This is a genomic window from Granulicella sp. S156, assembly GCF_009766105.1.
Lineage (GTDB): Bacteria > Acidobacteriota > Terriglobia > Terriglobales > Acidobacteriaceae > Granulicella.
On record NZ_LMUH01000007.1, the window covers coordinates 175,413 to 191,857 of the forward strand.

At 58.2% G+C, this 16,445-nt stretch carries 14 protein-coding genes; 3 read left to right on the top strand and 11 right to left on the bottom strand.

Annotated features, from left to right (window positions below; genetic code table 11):
* Positions 1 to 148 precede the first annotated feature (148 nt).
* The gene (locus tag GSQ91_RS06505; RefSeq protein ID WP_158820447.1) at positions 149 to 427 is read right to left on the bottom strand and encodes a DUF2277 domain-containing protein; all 279 of its coding nucleotides are present in this window, start codon (positions 425 to 427) and stop codon (positions 149 to 151) included.
* 72 nt (positions 428 to 499) lie between these two features.
* On the bottom strand, positions 500 to 1,420 hold the full coding sequence (locus tag GSQ91_RS06510) for a hypothetical protein (RefSeq protein WP_158820448.1): 921 nt from the start codon (positions 1,418 to 1,420) through the stop codon (positions 500 to 502).
* Between the two features lie 243 nt (positions 1,421 to 1,663).
* Between GSQ91_RS06510 and GSQ91_RS06515 the strand changes: the two genes are divergently transcribed.
* Complete coding sequence (locus GSQ91_RS06515) at positions 1,664 to 2,011, top strand: PadR family transcriptional regulator (protein WP_158820449.1); 348 nt, start codon at positions 1,664 to 1,666, stop codon at positions 2,009 to 2,011.
* Positions 2,008 to 4,707, top strand: coding sequence for an ABC transporter permease (locus GSQ91_RS06520; RefSeq protein ID WP_158820450.1), 2,700 nt, complete (start codon positions 2,008 to 2,010; stop codon positions 4,705 to 4,707). The genes GSQ91_RS06515 and GSQ91_RS06520 overlap by 4 nt, the downstream gene beginning before the upstream one ends.
* Before the next feature lie 113 nt (positions 4,708 to 4,820).
* Here GSQ91_RS06520 and GSQ91_RS06525 read toward each other — a convergent pair whose 3' ends face one another.
* Positions 4,821 to 7,385 carry an ABC transporter permease gene (locus GSQ91_RS06525; protein WP_158820451.1) on the bottom strand — a complete coding sequence of 855 codons (2,565 nt, stop codon included), beginning with the start codon at positions 7,383 to 7,385 and terminating at the stop codon, positions 4,821 to 4,823.
* A gap of 146 nt (positions 7,386 to 7,531) precedes the next feature.
* Positions 7,532 to 8,146, bottom strand: coding sequence for a TetR/AcrR family transcriptional regulator (locus tag GSQ91_RS06530; protein WP_158820452.1), 615 nt, complete (start codon positions 8,144 to 8,146; stop codon positions 7,532 to 7,534).
* Between the two features lie 99 nt (positions 8,147 to 8,245).
* Between GSQ91_RS06530 and GSQ91_RS06535 the strand changes: the two genes are divergently transcribed.
* Positions 8,246 to 9,187, top strand: coding sequence for an NAD-dependent epimerase/dehydratase family protein (locus tag GSQ91_RS06535; protein ID WP_158820453.1), 942 nt, complete (start codon positions 8,246 to 8,248; stop codon positions 9,185 to 9,187).
* Between the two features lie 83 nt (positions 9,188 to 9,270).
* On the opposite strand, the gene GSQ91_RS06540 is transcribed toward GSQ91_RS06535, so the two are convergent.
* From GSQ91_RS06540 to GSQ91_RS06570, 7 genes are all read right to left on the bottom strand, one after another.
* The gene (locus GSQ91_RS06540; RefSeq protein ID WP_158820454.1) at positions 9,271 to 9,867 is read right to left on the bottom strand and encodes a hypothetical protein; all 597 of its coding nucleotides are present in this window, start codon (positions 9,865 to 9,867) and stop codon (positions 9,271 to 9,273) included.
* 46 nt (positions 9,868 to 9,913) lie between these two features.
* Complete coding sequence (locus GSQ91_RS06545) at positions 9,914 to 11,326, bottom strand: MATE family efflux transporter (protein ID WP_254064389.1); 1,413 nt, start codon at positions 11,324 to 11,326, stop codon at positions 9,914 to 9,916.
* A gap of 25 nt (positions 11,327 to 11,351) precedes the next feature.
* Positions 11,352 to 12,929 (bottom strand): tannase/feruloyl esterase family alpha/beta hydrolase, encoded by a 1,578-nt coding sequence (locus GSQ91_RS06550; protein WP_254064390.1) that lies wholly within the window; start codon positions 12,927 to 12,929, stop codon positions 11,352 to 11,354.
* 201 nt (positions 12,930 to 13,130) lie between these two features.
* A complete protein-coding gene (locus GSQ91_RS06555; protein WP_158820456.1) occupies positions 13,131 to 13,583 on the bottom strand; it encodes a nuclear transport factor 2 family protein in 453 nt (150 codons plus the stop codon).
* 125 nt (positions 13,584 to 13,708) lie between these two features.
* The gene (locus GSQ91_RS06560) at positions 13,709 to 14,308 is read right to left on the bottom strand and encodes a TetR/AcrR family transcriptional regulator (RefSeq protein ID WP_158820457.1); all 600 of its coding nucleotides are present in this window, start codon (positions 14,306 to 14,308) and stop codon (positions 13,709 to 13,711) included.
* 357 nt (positions 14,309 to 14,665) lie between these two features.
* On the bottom strand, positions 14,666 to 16,147 hold the full coding sequence (locus GSQ91_RS06565; RefSeq protein ID WP_158820458.1) for a serine hydrolase: 1,482 nt from the start codon (positions 16,145 to 16,147) through the stop codon (positions 14,666 to 14,668).
* Positions 16,148 to 16,192: 45 nt separating this feature from the next.
* The coding region (locus GSQ91_RS06570) for a TIGR03435 family protein (protein ID WP_158820459.1) at positions 16,193 to 16,445 on the bottom strand (253 nt) is incomplete at its 5' end.

Consider the following 16,445-nt stretch of genomic DNA (forward strand, 5'->3'; position numbering starts at 1 on the left):
TGCGTCTGGACGAGTGCCAGATCGCCAATGGGCTCACCGATACCAGATTAGTAATGACAAGTCGGCTTGTGTTGACCAATTGGTGCAAATTGAACGTGCCCGGAGTGGGCAGAGGCCAGGTTCCGCAAAGACGCTTCGAGGTACCGAGTCAGACTTTTCGGTCACCGAATCTCTTTGCACTGCGAGCCTTGAGCCGGGCCGCCTCTTCGTCCCGGTTCTTCGGAGGCGCAGTCGCCTCCAGGGAGTTCAGGAGGTTCGCCGAAATACTGGAAATTGCTTGAATCGCGGAGAAGAACGCTGCTTCGTTCGCTTTGGACGGCTTATTGAAGCCACTAATCTTTCTGACAAATTGGAGCGACGCAGCATGAACTTCATCCGGCGAGGTGGGGGGATCGAAGTTAAAAAGCATCTTTATGTTTCGACACATCTCTCTGAGACCTCCTTAGAGTAGGGTAACGCCATCTTCGGGATACTCAACGACGGCATCTCCCGCCGATCGTCAGATCATTCTCTGAGCACGCGCCATGCGATGCGCGCGGGCCACAAGCGCGGCGATCCGATCACCCTTGCGATCCGTCGAGGGATTCACGGGAACATAAATGAAGTTGCCCTCCCGCCGGCACAAGACATTGCTTGCGACCATGACACGCATCATCCAGATGGCAGCTCGAACATTCAGACAGCTAACACCTAACCAACCGTGGTACTCGCAGGCCGTCGCCTCAAGCCCCGTTTGAGAATGAATTTTCGCGGTGATCGTGTCGCGCAATTTCTCGAAGGCGGCCGTTCTTATGTTGCGAGCCGAGAATGGCGCTTGTATCAGCGGCGACTCAGACTCCATGACCTTGAAGAGATCTGCGATTGCGCGGTGCTGAGCGACGGACGTGTGACCCAGCCAGTAGTGACATGTCTTTGCGATCGAAGTGATGACGTTCTTGATCTCCTTTTCCAGTCGAAAGCGAGGGCCAGCAGGAAGGTGGAGAATCATACCGTCGACGTGGGCGGAGATATTCTCCATGTTGATGGCCCGGACCAGCCATCCCGCCATACTGGTGCTTGGACAATCCACATGAATCCAACCAGAAATGGACGAGGGCTCGGCAGCGAGTCCAGTGGCCATCTCGACACCGCGGCAGAGTTCGTCCACCACCTGGCGATAGTGCCCTCGGTCCAGATCAATGTCTGCTCTTGTCGCTGCTTCCAGCAACGTACCTCGATGTGGCGGTCCACCCGCCATCGCTAAATCACAAAACGATCCCCAGATTTTGTCCCATGCGACGCGGCCATCACGTCCAAACTTCAGGCCGGCAGATCCCATGGACACGGGCTGCACGTCTTCATACGAGTCCCGATACTCCTCCGGAAGGAGAGTCTTCAGCCTTGCTTCCAGAAGCTCGTAATCGTCACTCCTATCCGGCATCGGAGCTATCCCTTCCTTCGCTTGTAGACTAGCGCGTCAGATGATTCCAGTGCGCGGGGAAATCGGTAAACCGTTGCCGACTTTTCATTGGAAATCACAACCAGGCCGTCCTGATAAACAGTCTCCCGGCAGTTCCCTGACAGCTCTTCTGGACTTGACGTCAAAAGATCGCGCAATTTCCTGTTGCTTTCCAAAAGGAACCGTGCCATCCTTCCTGTAGGAAACCTAAAGGTTGGTCCCTCCATGAAGGAAAAACCCGACGTTTTGCAAGGAACGCTGGCGCTGATGGTCCTCAAGACACTCGATGTCCTGGGGCCGCAGCACGGCTGGGGAATCGCGCGGCGCATCGAGCAGATCAGCGGAGACCTTCTGGCTGTCAACCAGGGCACGCTCTATCCCCTGCTGCTGAAGCTGGAGCATGAAGGCTCGATTGCCTCCGAGTGGGGCACATCGGAAAACAACCGCCGCGCGCGCTTCTATCGACTTACCGTGGCCGGCCGCAGACAGCTCCAGGCAGAGACCCGCGATTGGGAACAAAACGCGGCCATCATCGCACGCTTTTTCAATGTCAAAGCGGAGGATCTCGTATGAAATTCCTGCGACGCTTCTTCATACGCCTGTCGAACTTCACCGCCGGAAGGCACGCCGACCAGCGCCTCCAGGAAGAGATGGCCGAGCATCTTGCCTTGCAGACGGAGGAGAATTTGCGTGCCGGCATGTCGCCCGCGGAGGCGCGGCGTCAGGCCGCCCTGAAGCTTGGCGCGGCCCAGGCCATTCGCGAGCACCACAACGCCGAGCAGGGTCTTCCGCTTGCTGAGAATTTTCTCTTCGATCTTCGCTACGCTTTTCGAATGCTGCGCCGGTCTCCCGGATTTTCCCTGATTGTCATCGCTACCATAGCCCTCGGCGTCGGAGCCACCACCGCCATCTACAGCGTCATCGACGCAACCCTGCTGCATCCTTTGCCCTTCCCCCACCCTGGCGAAATAGTGCACATTGAAGCCAATCTTCCCGGCGTGGGCGCGCACGACGTCGGCTTCTCCATCCCTGAGTTGAGAGACCTGCGGAACTCGGGAATCTTCCAAAATGTGTCCTTCTTCTTTTTCGGCTCCGAAAATGTTACCGGCAGCGCCCAGCCCACGCACATCGCAGGAGCGACGGTCTCAGCGAGCTACTTCGCGGTGCTTGGCGTGGATGCAGCGTTGGGCCGCACCTTCGATCCGCACGACGCCTCACCCGGCTCCAATGGCGAAGTCGTCATCAGCGATGGGCTGTGGAAGCGCGCATTTGGCGCCGACCCGCATATTCTCAGCAAAAGTCTGCGCCTTGATAACGATCTCTTTCATATTGTCGGCGTCATGCCCGCCAGCTTTCGCGACCAGGGCCGAACCAGCGAGCAGGTCGGTACCGAATTGTGGGCGTCGGACGGATTTTACGGCGACGACGCCTCGCCGCCGATGCGCGGCACGCGTACCGGCTACGAGACCATCGCGCGCCTTCAGCCCGGTCTCTCGCCTGAGGCCGCGCAGGCGCGCCTCGATGCCCTGGTTGCCTCGTTGAAGAAGCAATATCCGGCCGATTATCCGCCCCAGGCCGAATGGACTATCCACGTCACTCCCCTCGCCGAGACTCTTGTCGGCAACGTTCGCCAATCGCTCATTCTGCTGTTTGGCGCGGTGGGCCTGGTCCTGCTGATCAGCTGCGTCAACGTTGCCAATCTGCTGCTTGCTCGCGCCAGCGCGCGAGGACGCGAGATGGCGGTTCGCCAGGCATTGGGAGCCGCAAGGATGCGCCTTATTCGTCAGCTTCTCACCGAGAGCTTGTTGCTCTTCGTGCTTGGCGGCATCACCGGTTTCGCGGTCCTCTTCTGCGCCAGGAAATTCCTGCTGCAATTTGTTCCCGAAAGCCTGCCGCGCCTCAATGACATATCCATCAGCTGGGGCGTGCTGGCGTTTGCCATCGTCGTCTCCGTCGCCGCCGGAACCATCTTCGGGCTTGCTCCCGCGTGGCTCGTAAGCCGCCTCGATTTGAACACGACGCTCCGGCAGGAAGGCCGTGGAACCAACGGTTCCCGGAAGCGCTCGCGCCTGCGCCATGCGCTGGTGATTGGTGAATTAGCCCTCTCCCTGGTGTTGTTAGTCGCCGCCGGCCTTCTGCTGCGCAGCTTCTGGGACTTGTTCAAGGTGCAGCTCGGCTTCAATCCCAGCCGCATCACGGCAATCGAGACCACGCTGCCGAATCCCAACGATCCCAAAACCGACATCTACCACACGGCTACGCAGGAATCGGTGTTTCTACGGGAGGCTCTCCGTCGAATCCGGACGTTGCCGGGCGTGGAAGAAACCGCCGTCAGTGATCGGGCGGCTCTTCCCCTCGGCCATGCCCAGAACGATCTCAGGCCGGAGCCATTGATCCGCGAGGGCCAGGATGTGCAGAGCAGCCAGCCTCCGCTGATCGACAGATCGATCGTCTCACCGGAATATTTCCACGTGCTCGGCATGACTCTCTTGCGTGGACGCCTCTTCGTCGACCAGGACCTTGAAGCTACGCCCTTGGTCGCGGTCATCAACGAAGCCGCGGCCCGCACCTACTGGCGCCACCAGGACCCGGTCGGCAAGCGCGTCCGGTTGAGCGCCGGCCAGCCGGACTGGACCACCATCGTCGGCGTCATTGCCAACGCGCGTACGGAATCTCTCGCGGACGCCGGCACTCCGCAGATCTACCTCAGCCTCTACCAGCACCCCGCCAAGTTTCTTGCGTTCTACCTGCGAGGACAGGTCGATCCCGCCGCCATCCTCGCGCAGGTGCGCACACAAGTCCAGGCCGTCAATCCGGAGCTTCCCGTCTTCCGCGCGGAGACTTTGGACGACGTTCTCTCCTCTTCGCTTTCTGTGCGACGGTTCTCCATGGAAATGGTGGCGCTGTTTGCCGCAACAGCCCTGCTGCTCGCGGCCCTGGGAATCTATGGAACCATCTCCTTCCTGGTCCATGAGCAATCGCGCGAGATCGCTATTCGCCTCGCGCTGGGCGCGCAAAGGAGCAATATCCTCAGGATGGTTTTGCGCCAGGGCCTCAACCTGGCCGCCGTCGGCGCAGGGATAGGCCTGGTTGGCGCGTTTATTGTTTCTCATCTCATGGCCGGCCTGCTTTACGGTGTCTCGCCCTACGATCTCTCCACCTTCGCCGGCGTAACCGCAGTGCTCACCGCTGTCGCCATCGCCGCCAGTTACGTCCCGGCGCTGCGCGCCATGCGCCTTGATCCCATCACTACACTCAACTCCGGATGACCCTTGGTATTGCTCGAGACTTGTCCTTACAAGTTGTTGCCATCCCAATGACCTCCTTCGGGATGCTGATGAATTCACCCCACAGCGAGTTCCAGAGGATTAGAGCAGAATCCCTATTCGGTCCGCAGTGCCACCATCGGCTCCACGCCCGCTGCGCGGCGGGCTGGAATCACCGATGCCAGCAGCGCTGCCAGTGCGAGCAGCAGTATCGCTATCGCCAGCATGATCGGGTCCCATGGCTTTACGCCAAAGAGCTGATCCGACATCAGCTTGCCGGCCCCGATGGCTGCCGGAATGCCAAGTCCCAGTCCGATACCAATCTGCGAGAAAGCGCCGCGCAGCACCATCTTCACCACACTCCCGCGATCTGCCCCCAACGCCATCCGTATACCAATCTCGCCCGTCCGCTGTTCCACCATATACGCCATCACACCGTAGAGGCCCAGCGCTGCCAGTACCAGTCCGAGTACACCGAAGAGCGTCGTTAATGTCGCAATCATGTTTTCCTGCTGGAAGTCCGAGCTTACGACCTTGGTGTAGGAATCAACTCCGTAGAGCACGAGGGTGGGGTCGACATCCGCCAATGCCTTGCGCACGCGGTCTTCCATGCCCGGGGGATCGCCCGGCGCCCAGATCACGATGTTGTACAAGTAGTGCGACCAAAGTTCCCCGCTCATATAAGCCCGGTCGTCGTACTGCACGGTTTGCGCCTCTGGAAGCCAGAACATCGGCCCCACCGGATCTTTGTAGTCGGAAGTCATGTACCGCATGTCCTTCGTGACTCCAACGATCTCGAAAGTTTCCGCATACTTAATCTTGTCGATTCCGAAGTGCTGCCCGATCGGGTTTTGGCCTTTGAAGAATCGCTTCGCAAAGGCCTCGTTGATGACCGCTACCTTCCGCGTTGTCGCGGTATCGTCCTCCGAAATTGGACGGCCCAGGGCCATCGTTGCGCCCAAAGTCTCGAAGAACCCTGGCATCACTCGCACCCACCCCGCACTCGTATCTTCTTTCGCGCCGGGCTCCGGTCTGCCAGCCACTCGAATCCCATCATTCCAGCTATCGCCCGTCATCGGCGCGTAGAGAGCAGGCGCCACCATTCGCACACCAGGAATCTGGCGCAGACGGTCATCAATCTTCTGGAACATCGGCTCCAGTTGTTCCGGCTTGTAGTTGCCCAGCATGGGATTGATCGACGCGATGTACCGGCCCTGCGTCTCAAATCCGAAGTTCTGGTGCTCCAGATTGCGCAGGCTGCGGCCTAACAGTGCCGCCGCGGACAGCAACACGAGCGACATCGCTGTCTGCGCGATCACCAGTGACTTCTGCGCCCACGAACGTTGGCCGCTAACAGAACGATTTCCCCCGCGCAGCGCCTCCACCGGTTCGGCACGAGAGGTCATCAACGCCGGTGCAATTCCAAAGATGCTTCCTGTCAATACCGATACGCCCAACGCGAAGAGCAGCGCGAGCCACGACGGTGTCGCGTCAATCGGCACATAGTTATTCTGGCTCCCAACCTGGAAGGCCAGATACAGAATCAGCCTCGTCCCGGCATAGGCCACGCCAATACCGAAGGCTCCGCCAAGCAAGGCCAGCATCACCGATTCCACCAGCGCCTTGCGCACCAGCCGTTGCCGCGAAGCACCCAGCGCAACGCGTATCGAAGTCTGTCCACGATCCTTCAGCCCGCGCGCCAGCAGCAGATTCGCCAGATTCCCGCAGCCCACCAACAGAACACATCCTGCCGCCAGCAGCAGCAGCTTCAACCCATCCTGATACTGATCTTTCATCGCCGCGACCCCGGAGCCGCCAGGGATCAGATGCAGCGTCTGCTGCTGCCACAGTTGCTTCTCGCCGGGCTCCATGTCCGGCACGTGGCTGGCCAGCCAGTCGTGGAGCTCCACCTTCAACTTTGCTTCCAGTACCTTCGGATCGACCCCGGGGCGCACTCTTCCGAGGAGGTCCAGAAAGTTACGGCTTGGTCCCTTCAGTCGCGCGGTCGCTCCATCGATCAGAAGCTCCGAAGTCAGCGGCAGCCATAGATCCGGCATCCCTCCTCCGGACAGCTTCGCTCCATAGAATCCCGGAGCAGCCACGCCAATCACCGTAAACGGATGCCCATTGATCTGATAGATAGCGCCCACTACGGAGGGATCGGAACCATACTTCTCCTTCCAGACGTGGTAACTCATGACTGCCACAGGGGTTGCGCTCTCCTGGTCGTCCGCATCGGTCATCATGCGACCGATCCACGGCTGCACACCAAGGGTCCGGAAGAAATTCCCCGAGACATATTCTCCGTTGCGCGTATCCACCTGCGCCTGCGACCCCGCTTTGCGGACACCGAGAGGCGCATTGCCTGCCTGCAGTGCTGCCAGGTCCGTGAACTCCGGCGTTAGCGCACGAAAGTTCTTGTACGCCTCCCACGAGAACATCGAAAAATTCTGGTCGTCACCCTGCGTATAGCCGCCCCAGTTGCAGCAGCGAATCTTATCTCCGACCCGCCACAGCTCCTCCGGCTTCGACACCGGCAAAGACTTAAGCATCACCTGGTGCACAAGTGTAAAGATCGCCGTAGTTGCTCCGATTCCAAGCGCCAGCGTGAGTACCGCCGTCGCTGTGAACCCCGGTGCCTTCCATAGTTGCCGAAGCGCGTCGCGAAAATCCGCCTGCATGCGTATCTCCTGTAGCCTGTGTAACTCCTGGAGCTCTGCTATGCCTTACGAGAAAATCTGGCCGGTGGTTCCCCGGAAATACTTAATCTCTACTATGTTTCTGGAAGTGTAGTCGGCAAGCCCGAAGCTGGCGTGCAACAGGCGTCCTAGGTCTGGACCAGTAGGCCACGCAACAAGGTATCCACCATGATCTTTGCGAGAGCTTTAGGGGACGACTGAAATGCCGGACAGGTCAGGTTGAGGCTCACCACCCCATGCATGCTGGTCCAGACCATCTCCACGATCTCATGTGCACTGCCCGTCCCTGCAAAGCTGCCTTCACGCCTCAGGTCGTTGCCCAGATCAAGGAGAAGCTTATACGACTTGTTTGCAACACTCTCCGGGTCCTTTTTCGCGAACGCCGCTTTCGTGTACTCCGAGTCGCCCATGAAGATCAATCGATACGTCCCAGGATTTTCCAGGCCAAACGTAACATACGCGAGGGCCACGGCCCGCAGCCGCGTTGAGACATCCTTCGATCGGTTCGCAGCCGTCATCTTCGCCAGAAGTTTGCCAAAGCCCGCCTCACTGATCTCCTGCGCAATCTCTTCCCGGCTGCGAAAGTAGAGATAAATCGAAGCCGCGGAGTACTCGATGCGACTGGCTATCTTGCGCATGGAGAGCGCGGCAAAGCCCTCCTCGGTGATGATCTGCTGCGCTGCCCCCAGGATCTTCTGGCGGATGTCCTGCTTTTCGCGTTCCCGGCGTTCTTTAATTCCCATGCATTTTCCCCTTGACAGCTTCTCAGCTGAGTATATTATGAACAGTGTTCAGTGAACACTGTTCAGTAAATTATTGACAGTCACAAAAGGAGCAGTAACGTGGGAAAGACAGCATTGTTTGGAGCGGCAGGAGCCACAGGAAAGAGCATCGCGGACGCGCTTCGTGCGCAGGGGAAACCGTACCGCGTAGTAGGACGCAATCGGCAGGCTATGGAAAAGACCTTTGGCAGCGATCCCCTGGCGGAGATTGTGACCTGGAATCCGGACGACCCGGCTTCGGTCCGGCTGGCGTGCCGGGATGTTGAAACACTGATCTATCTGGTGGGCGTGCCTTATGACCATTTCGAACTCCATCCAGTACTGATGGAGAAGACACTCGACGGCGCTATCGCCGAAGGCGTGCAGAAGGTAGTGTTGATTGGCACTGTGTATCCCTATGGCAGCCCGCAAACATCGACAGTCACGGAATCTCATCCGCGAGATCCTCACACCTTCAAGGGAAAGATGCGCAAGGCTCAGGAAGAAGTACTCTTTAAAGCTCATGCCGAAGGAAAGATTCAGGGAACGATTCTGCGGCTGCCGGATTTCTACGGTCCCGGAGTAGAGGCGAGCTTGCTGCATCTCGTATTTCAGGCCGCGGCAAAGGGTGGAACGGCCGACATGGTTGGGCCGATCGATACGCCGCACGAATTTATCTATGTGCCGGATGTCGGCCCGGTAGTTCTGGCGCTGGCGGAAAAACCCGAAGCCTACGGGCGCTGGTGGAACTTCGCTGGCCCAGGAGCCACTACGCAACGCGAGATTGCAGACCAGGCCTTTGCGATGGCAGGCCGCAAGCCGAAGCTCCGCGTCATCGGCAAGACCATGCTGCGTCTGATCGGCCTCTTCAAGCCCGTCATGCGGGAACTGGTAGAGATGCATTACTTACAGACAATGCCCGTTCTGATGGATGACAGTGCGCTTCATCAGCTGCTCGGAGAGGTTCATAAGACCTCGTATGCAGACGGGGTGAGAGCCACCTTCGATGCGTATCGGGGGTGAGGGCCCAGTAGGTACCGGGGACTGGGCGACTTGTCCGCAATCACAAAGCGCTCGTTTGTCCTCTTTGCTCCACAGTTCAAACGTCAGATGCGGAGATGAGGATGCAGCGAAGCCGGAAATAGAGCAAGATAACGGGGCTGGCACAGGTACATAGTCAGCGCGAAGAAGAGGGTCGTCGCGAGGGACGCGAAACCGAACCTGAGGACATCGCCCCTCTGCTTTCTCGGCGTTGCGGCATAGGCCACGACGCTTCCAACAATCACAGCAAGGTTACCGAACCAACCTGGAACGGACAAGAACTGATCCGGTCTCGTCATGTGGCCTGTGTGTACTAACAGGTGGGTTTGTGCAAGTCCATTCTTCAGAAAAGTTGTCACGAAGACGTTCACATAATCCCAGAAAAGGGCGGCGCCAGTACCAATAAAGTAGCCCCACCTGCTTCCTCTCAGCATCAAGGCGATTGCTGCCAAATACATCCAGCTCTGAAGAAAGTGAAGCCAACGAATGTCGCGCTCCCAATAAGCCGAGATAAACAACACGCCGATAAAGACGATGGCTCCGCCGATGGCTAGTCCTGTCCCAGACTTCCTGAATTTATCCATATGGAGCGATACGCTCGACTGCTCAGCGAAGTTCCGTATAGCTACATCCGTTCTCGGAACGCGCTTCTCGGCGGTCATGCTTGCTCTGGGCCGATCCGCTCCAGTCGTCCGCTACCTATCGGCCTCAAATACGCTGCTTCGCCCATTTTCCCTGGCGAAAGAGGACGAGGCTGATGAGGACCATCAGGGACTGCGCAACAACGACGGAGACGAAGACACCGTTGACATGCATCCGGGTGTGCATTGCCAGCCACCAGGCCAGCGGGATCTCGACAATCCAAAAGCCGAAGAGATTGACGTAGGTCGGTGTGACTGTATCACCCGCTCCATTGAAGGCTTGTAGAAGCACCATGCCATAGGCGTATGCGATGTTTCCGCAGCTGAAGATGCGGAGAGAGTTAACCGCGGTCGGCACTACGGCGGGGTCTTGCGTGAAGAGTCCGATTATCCATGGGGCGAAGGCGATAAAGACAAGCCCCACGGAACCCAGGAAGACCATGTTCCATAAGCCGGTTCGCCATACGGCATTGCGCGCGCGGTCAGGATGTCCTGCTCCAAGGTTCTGCCCAACCAGGGTGGCAGCGGCGTTGCTCAATCCCCAGGAAGGCAGGATCGCGAAGATGATGATGCGAATGCTGATCGTATAGCTGGCCAGAGCAGAAGCTCCGAAGAGGCTGACGATACGGACGAGACCAATCCAGCTCGCCTGGCCGATCACGAACTGCAGGATGCCGGACAACGAGACTCCTAAGAGACGCAACAGAACCGTCCCATTCAATCGCATATGACGTGCGAGTATTTTGAGCCGCTCGGTTCCCTTGCCTAGTCGATAGAACTGGTAGAGAACACCGATGCCGCGTCCGCTGAAGGTCGCCAGCGCCGCGCCGGTTACGCCCATCTTCGGGAAAGGACCGAGGCCGAAGATGAGGCAAGGGTCAAGGATCAAGTTGAGGATGTTCGAGACCCACAGCAGACGCATGGCGATAGCAGCATCGCCAGCGCCGCGAAAGATAGCGTTGTTCAGGAAGAGCATGAGAACGACGCCGGAGCCGCCAAGCGCAATTCGTGCGTAGTTGGATCCGCCTGCGATGATGGCCGGCGATGCGCCCATAAGCCCCAGTAGCCGTGAGGAGAACAGAAAGAACGGAAGGCCGAGAGCCAGAGAAGCGATGAGCCCGAGAAATACAGCCTGGACCGCGGATATGGCTGCGCCGTCGGCATCCTTCTCGCCGATGCGGCGCGCGACCATGGCGGTGGTCGACATGCTAAGACCGATTCCGATGGCGAAGACCAGCGTGAGAACCGACTCCGTAAGGCCTACGGTGGCGATCGCATCGGAGCCGAGACGGCTTACCCAAAAGACATCGACCACCGCAAAGAGCGATTCCAGCACCATCTCCAGAACCATGGGGATGGCCAGCAGAAGGATCGATCGATTCAAGCTGCCGGTGGTGTAGTCCTGATGGCTGCCACGCAGAGCCTCTTTGACAGATTGCCAAAGGGTCGGCGGAGCTTCGGTCTTAGTCGTCGACTGCATCTGCATGCTGGTTTATAGCATTGCACTACTTTTGTCGGCAAACGAAGTTAGCCGCATCGTCTGTGCTCCCCGTGCCCTTATAAGCCGCCACCTGCGGATAGGGACACAGCGGTCTTGTCATCTTCGTGGTCGCCGTCTTTCCGGTCCCGTCAAACTTCGCTGCCACAATCTCTTTCGCAGGAGTGCCCTTCTCTACCCACTCCTCCAGCACAGGCAGAATTCCGGACCCTGGCCCCGACGCCTCCGGCAAACCAAGCTGTCCAAACGAAGCAGCTCCCGGTCCACCTACACAATGCTCCATTCCTGGAACCATATAGAGCTGTACAAAGCCGTCAGCCTTCTCCGCTCCCATCTGCTTCCGCACGCTCTTGTAGTACGCAATCGTGCTCCATGGTGAGATCGCGGGATCGTCCCAGCCGTGGTACAGAATCAGCTTGCCGCCATGCGCAGCAAATCCGCTCAGATCGGCATTGGTCGCATTCAGGTCTGCGGCCATCTTGTCGTTCGCTTGTTGCCATGCGTCGTCAACATTTGCCGCCAGCACATTCCACTTCGGGTCGTCATAGACCATATAGCGGAAGAAATTCTGCACATAGCCAAGCCCCGATCCGCTACCGGGACCATGTCCGATCACCCAATCCTTCCATCCCGGCCACTCGTCGCCCATCGCATAACCGCTCATGATCGACTCACCATGACTGTTCGTTCCACCTTGATAGAACTTCGCCAGCGATCGGACCTGCGGAGCGGTCAGGCAATCCAGCGAATCGCCGCTCTTGCACAGTAGTACCTTCGGGTCGAAGTGGCACTCGGCAGGATCGTTGATGAACCCATCCTTCACACCATCCTGCGCATCACAGGCAGCCAGTGTCGCGCGGGTAATTGCAGGCAGCTTCATGTTGGAGATGTATCCCGCAGGATCGCCCGCCGTCACCTGGGTTACGTCAACACCAGAGCTCAATAGACCTGTCCAGTTATTCGCAGGTGCACCGGCTAGAATCCCGTCATAGTCTTCAGGGAAACGTTGCGCCTCCATCAGCGCTTCTCTGCCACCATCCGAACAGCTATCGAAGTACGACTGCCTCGCAGATCGTCCATAGAAGGCAGCAATTACTTTCTTTGCGCGGTCTGTCGTCAGATGCAGAGCACGCCAGCCGAAGTCCTTTATCTTCTCCGGATGCTGATACGCCCAGCTCGCGTCTTCAGCGTCGCCCTCGTGCCCTGCATCCGTACCCGCGGTGGCAAAGCCGCGGCGCAGATTCGCCGCCAAGCCACCATATCCAATCGTGCCCGCGAAGCCGCCATTGCCGACGCCGAGAAATCGCTCGTTCCAGTTCGTCTCCGGCATCCATACTTCAAACTTGATCACCGAATCCGCAGTGGGTCGTATCTCGCCTGCTACCCGGCAGAACGCGGGCAGGCCGGTCAGTGACGTCTCCGGTGGTATAACCACACCGCCCGTCGTTACCCGGAGCGCCATCGTGATCGTAGTCTCCGGCAACTTGAGCGATTGCAGCGAAGCACAATCGGCAGCTCTTGCTGCAGGCATGGCAACGGTAAGGCAAGCAGTAGTTATAGCTGCAGAAAGCAGGGTACGCATCATGCGGCACAGTCTACCATCTGTTACAAACATCTCACTCAGTGAGACAGAGCGAATCGCGTCCGTCTTTACAGATTATGCGCACGGCTGTCCTCCGTGCTCCTCGCAAATATCGGGATGCCCTAACATCTTGCCGGTCCTGCAATCGAGCTTCCCCCCACTCCGGCGACCCCAGCTTGCCATCTCCAATCTCGTTGTAGGTTTCTAACTAATGATTGGTTCTGCCACAGCCTCGGCAATGCCATTGCGCCCTTGGATCTTTAGGCTCTCGGCGACTGCCTGTGAATCCTCGTTGGCGTCGATGTCAACAACTTTGCCCCAGCGCATGCGGATAATATGCACACCGTGATTCTCATACGCTGAGCCATCGGCGTTGGTCCCTGTCGATTCCCAGCGCATGATTACCACCGTGTTATGAGGCCATCCCTTGACCCAGACGTCCTTGACGGTGAGGTGCAGTGTAGGCGAGACGTGTCCCAACCTCTCGAACCAACGACGCAGCGCAGCGAGATCGTGCCGTGTTCCACCCATGCTATGAAGGCCGCCGAACCGGTGACGAATGTTGGGAGCGCAACCAGCGAGTATAGCTTCATACTCCTTTCGGTTCACTCGTTCAAAGTTTTGGCGGGCAATTTTCCTGACGATCGCGTGGTACATAGTTCCTCCGGTAAAGGCTGATTTGGACCGCGGTGCGCAGCGTCAACGGCTCATACAACAATTGATGTAAACGATGTTTACATAGATGCACAAAATTACAAAGAATTTGAGCCCACGATACCGTTCTACTGGTAAGGCTGATCCAGAAAACGGCGCAGGATTGGTTTGAGGTGTTGCAAGTCCGCCTCTTGATCCGCAGTCTCGGAGAGCGCGCCCTCTGAGCGCAGGGTTGCCAGCCCGTGGGCAAGAGCCCACGCGGAAACTGCGCGTTCCCGGGCGAGTTTCTCCGTCGCCTCCTTTTGCTGAGCCAAGCCAAGGATCACGTCGAAGGCGCGCGTTGCGGATAGCTGTACAGAGGGGTACTTCGATTTATCGATCCCAGAGTGGAACATCACGGAAAAGTAGTCTGCATGCTCAGCGGCAAAGCGAAGGTACGCTACACCCGCCTCCAGCATCTTCTGTGTGATCGTCCTGGCCCCATTTGCCGCCCGCCGTGTCTCCTCTTCAAGGATGGCGTTGCCGTCGCAGATGATCTCGGCAAGGAGTGCCTCCTTATCGTCGAAGTGCCGGTAGGGTGCGGCCACGGTCACTCCGGCACGCCGCGATGCTTCATTGAGAGAGAATCCCCTCGGCCCCTTCTCGCGCACGAGTTCAAGTGCAGCCTTTTTAAGGGCCGTCTTCAGGTCTCCGTGGTGATAGGAGCGAACCGGTCTACGCGGCGTCATGGCTTTCCTGAAAGGGGCATTGCGTACGAGTCGGTGACCGGGGGCAGCATGATGTATGCGATATTAACATGCGGCGTCACAGCTCTTCCGCAGAGAGTAAGCCGCAGGTGAGGATGCAGATCCTCACCCGCGGCGCTCTGGGGTACGGTTAGGCGGGTTCGACAGTGTTCATCGTGCTGACTTCCACCAGGACACCGCCGGGAGCGTCGTAGTAGAAGCCGTATGTTGGGGTCTGCCGCGCTGCAGCTTCGCAGGGTCTTCCTCAGTTGCAGGATTTTATTCATGGTCAGGGCCGGCGCGCAAGACAGCAGATGAGCCGACTGGCTGCACTCAGAGCATCGTCCCCTCTTGCGATCGTTACTTCCGCATGGCCTTGCGGTCAGGAGCATTCTTCTGATGCATCACGAGATAGGACACTTTGCCCTGGGCGTCCTTGAAGAATTCGATCTCAGTATCGTTATCCGGCAAGAAGAACTCCGACGGCGACTCCGGAGTCAGAGTCACTTTCGGCAGGCCTGTGGCCTGTCCTACCAGATTTCCATCTTCGAGCGTGAAGACGAGGCTCCTTTCAGGGTCAAGCTGATATGTTCCTACATAGTCGGCAATAATCTTCGAGTCGACCGAGACCGCCGTCCGTATAAATGGCTGAAAATCAGGCCAGCCATACTCGGCGGCGATGCTCCGCACAACTTCAGCTGCCAGCAAGGAACCGCCTTGCACATTCGTCATCACGACTGCGCCGTCGCCTCCCTCCTCATACGCGACGAAGATCGCTTCGAAACCTGCATCGTCGCCGCCGTGGGTGAAATACGGATGTGTCGTCGCGCCGCCGACCCTAACTCCAAGGCCCCAGGACCCCAAACTCGGAATCAGCATCTGCCGGGTGGTCTCTTTCGAGAGCACATGATTCGCCTCTCCATGAAGGGACCGCTGCACTTCAATGGCATAGCGAGCGAGGTCACTCGCGGTGGTCCATAGACCTGCCGCAGCCATCTCGGGATAAGTATGTGCGCCTCCTGGAACAGGCTTGCCATCAGCCTGGTAAGGGGTTGCGGCCAGAGGCTTGAGCTTCGCCGGCAATGGCTGTTCATAGGTGCTGTGCGTCATGCCGATGGGTGCGAGCACCATATCGTGCAGCAACTTCGGGAACGGTTGGTTCGAAGTGTCGATCATCATCTGCTGCATGATCGTGATTCCTCCGCCGGAGTAGCTCCACTTGGTTCCGGGTTCCGTCGCGATGCGGATTGCTGGAGTATTCGCAGGCTTCTCTCCATTCAATACCTGTACCAGCGTTGGGACGGGCGCGTCGCTTGCATACCCAGGGAAGCCGTGAACAGTAGTGCCTCCGGTATGTGTGAGCAGCTCTCGCAACGTTACCGGCTTGCCTTTGGCTTCGGGCGCATCAGGCAGCTTCCAGCTCCGCAGCTCCGTGTTGATGTTCGTATCCAACGAGAGCTTCCCTTCCTGCACCAACTTCAAGGCGGCCAGCGCAGCCACGGGCTTACTGATCGAACCAGCCTGGAACAACGTATCGGCAGTAACCGGCGCACCGCCGAGACTCACCACACCAAATCCCTGAGCCCACTCGATAGCGCCATGATGGATGACTGCAATACTTACGCCGGGCACATGTAACTGCTCCATGCGTTGCTGGAGACTATGCCCCGGATGCGGATCGCCTTTGACGATCACTGCAGGTAGCAGCCCTGCCTCGACGTGCTCGAGATGCTTTGCCGTTTCAGCAGAGGTGGTGGGAGTGTTCTGCGCGAAGCTCGCAGGAGCTGCCAGGCACAGGATCGTGAGCGTGAGCGTAACCGTTCGTCTAAGTCCAGAAGTCATACGCTTAGAAATCATCGAAATCACCCTTGGTTATACATTCGAATGTTAGTTTTCGGAGGGACGGCTGATGCTGTCGATGACCAGAACTTCGACCGGGCCTTTGGAGGGTTGGAGCTTAAGGCCGAGATGCTCCTGCACCGCAGAGAAGAAGGATTCGTTGGCGCCATCGGAGTCGGTCTGAGACCAATTCATCTCGCAGTCGTAGGCGCCTTCAAGGCCGGTCTTGTCGATCACAGGACGACCTTCGAGTTCGGGTTGGTGGCCAAGCGTTGCGACGATCAGCCAGAACGGCCAGCCC